At 72.0% G+C, this 2,854-nt stretch carries 2 protein-coding genes; one reads left to right on the forward strand and one right to left on the reverse strand.

The genetic code is table 11. From position 1 onward, the window contains the following. Positions 1 to 107: 107 nt before the first annotated feature. A complete protein-coding gene (locus tag ACFWOG_RS40450) occupies positions 108 to 584 on the reverse strand; it encodes a GreA/GreB family elongation factor (protein ID WP_329875747.1) in 477 nt (158 codons plus the stop codon). 383 nt (positions 585 to 967) lie between these two features. On the opposite strand from ACFWOG_RS40450, the gene ACFWOG_RS40455 reads away from it, so the two are divergent. Then, complete coding sequence (locus ACFWOG_RS40455) at positions 968 to 2,851, forward strand: S8 family serine peptidase (RefSeq protein ID WP_380364704.1); 1,884 nt, start codon at positions 968 to 970, stop codon at positions 2,849 to 2,851. The last annotated feature ends 3 nt before the right edge of the window (positions 2,852 to 2,854 follow it).

The raw sequence follows: 2,854 nt of genomic DNA on the forward strand, positions 1-2,854 counted from the left end.
CCGTGGGACCGTCGGGCCCCACGGAGTCCCGGGGGGCCTGTTCGTCCTTGTCGGTGCTCAAAGCTCTCCACCCTTCCGCCGTGCGGGGACCCCGTCGGCCCCGCAGGTCACACCCCGCCGTCCTCGGCGCCGATCGACAGGACGACCGCGGCCGTCCGCCCCCTGGGCGTCTCGTAGTCGACGGTGTCGCCGGCCCGGTGGCCGAGCAGCGCGTGGCCGAGCGGGCTGTCGACCGTGACCAGCGTCTCGTCCAGCGCCTCGGCGACCTCGCCGACCTGGACGGTCATCTCCGTGCCGTCCTCGAACCGGACCGTGACGGTGCTGCCCACGCCGACCGCGTCGGTGCTGGGCCGTCCCGCGACGGCTGCCCCGTGGAGCCGTTCGTCGATCTCGGCGATCCGGCGGTCCAGGCGGTCGAGCTCCGTGGCGCGCTGCAACTCGTCGGCCTGGTCCGCCGGATCACCCACCTCGTCCCCGCTCCGCAGGGTGGCGGCGACCTTCTCGCGTTCGATGTGCAGGTCGGCGAGGTCCTGCCGGAGTGCCTCGCGGGCGACCTCGCTGATGGGCTCTGGTCCACCGGTCATTCCTGCTCCTGTCGTGCCGGGGGACGGGAGGTGTCTCCGGCCAATCGCAGAATTGGGGCCTTTTCGAAGATATCAGTCAAATCGCCACGCCGCGGCGGGGGTGGGGCCGTCGGGGCGAGGGGCTCGGCCGCCGCTCCCTTGCCCGCCTCCTCCGCCGCCCCCGAGGCGTCTCCTCCGCCCTTCCTCCGGGCTTCCTCCCTCCTCCGTCCGGCGGGCGTGTGGTCGTTTTCGGGCGGGTGCCGGACGGGGGCAATCGGTGGGACATCAAAAGTTGACACGTTTGTGACAACGAGTCATGCGTAAGGCCTTCCCCAAATGCTCACGGTTCTGGCATGTTGCGTTCAAACCCCGTGTGATCCCCTCACGCACGGGTCGATCGGAGGATGCACGTGTCACCCCTGATATCCCGGAGCGCAGGCCGCCCCGCCGCCGCGCTCGCCCTGCTCGCCGCCGCGACCCTGGCCGCACCCGCCACCCTGGCCGCCGCGGCGCCGGCCGCGTCCACCGCCCCCGCCGTCTCCGCGAAGTTCGCCGCCGAGTCGGCCACCGGTCCGGCCGGGGCGCCGGGCACCACGACCGCCCTCGCGGCCCCCGCCGCCGCGACCGCGCCGCAGATCGCCGCGGGCTGGGCCGCCGGGACCCGCGCCTACCTGGTCATCAGCGCCCCCGCCGACACCGCCGCCGCCAGGACCGCGGTCACCGCCAACGGCGGCACGGTCTTCGCGAGTTACGACGCGATCGGCGTCGTCGTCGCGCACTCGACCTCCGGCACCTTCGCCGCGACCCTGCGCGGGGTGGCCGGAATCCAGCAGGTCGGTGCGACCCGGACCTCGGACGTCCCCGCCGACGCCTACAGCCCGGCGCTTCCCGCCAACCCCGGCCAGTCCGCGACCACGCTCACCGAGAGCAACCGCTGGGACATGACCCAGATCAAGGCCGACCAGGCCTGGGCCGTCTCCACGGGCTCGTCCGCGGTCAAGGTCGGTGTGCTGGACACCGGCGTGGACGACCAGCACCAGGACCTCGCACCCAACTTCGACGCCGCCGACTCCGCCTCCTGCGCGTACGGCAAGGCCGACACCCGTACCGGTGCCTGGCGCGACGTCGACACCCACGGCACGCACGTCGCCGGCACCATAGCCGCGGCGAAGAACGGCAAGGGCGTCATCGGCGTGGCCCCCGGCGTCAAGATCGCCTCGGTCCGGATAGCCGAGCCGACCAGCACGCTGTTCTTCGCCGAGAACACCGTCTGCGGCTTCGTCTGGGCCGGTGACCACGGCTTCAAGGTGACCAACAACAGCTACTACACCGACCCGTGGCAGTTCAACTGCCCGGACAACGTGGACCAGGCGGCCATCATCGAGGGCGTCCGGCGCGCCCAGGAGTACGCCGAGGGCAAGGGCTCCCTCCAGGTCGCCGCCGCGGGCAACTCCACCTACGACCTGGCCAACAAGACGACCGACAGCGAGAGCCCCAACGACTCGACCAAGGTCACCCGGACCATCACCAACGCCTGCATCGACATCCCGACCGAGCTGCCCGGCGTGGTGACCGTCGCCGCGATGGCCAGCGGCACCGGCAAGGCGTCCTACTCCAACTTCGGCAGGGGCGTCATCGACGTCGCCGCGCCGGGCGGGGACGGCGCCACCGGCGTCTACTCCACGCTGCCGGGCGGCAAGTACGGCAGCAAGAGCGGTACCTCGATGGCCTCCCCGCACGTCGCCGGCGTGGCGGCGCTGATCGCCGGTGCCAACCCGACGTTCACCCCGGCCGACATCCGGTCCCGGCTCGCCACCCAGGCCAACGACGTGGCCTGCCCGGCCTCCGACAGCCGTTGCACCGGGACCACCCCCAACAACGCCTTCTTCGGCGAGGGCCAGGTCGACGCGCTGAAGGCGGTCGGCGGCGGCACCCCGCCGACCGGGAAGTACTTCGAGAACCTGACGGACGTCGCGGTCGCCGACAACGCGACCGCGGAGAGCCCGATCGCCGTCACCGGGGTCGCCGGCAACGCCCCCGCCACCCTCAAGGTCGGCGTGGACGTCAAGCACACCTACCGCGGTGACCTGGTCGTCTCCCTGGTCGCCCCGGACGGCACGGTGTACCTGCTGGAGGACTTCGCGAACAACGACAGCGCCGACAACGTCGTCAAGACGTACACGGTGAACGCCTCCGCGAGTCTCGCGGCCGGTACCTGGAAGTTGCGGGTGAAGGACGGTGCCTCGGGCGACGTCGGCACGATCGACGCCTGGAACCTCACCTTCTAGCCC

The organism is Kitasatospora sp. NPDC058406 (assembly GCF_042722765.1).
Lineage (GTDB): Bacteria > Actinomycetota > Actinomycetes > Streptomycetales > Streptomycetaceae > Kitasatospora.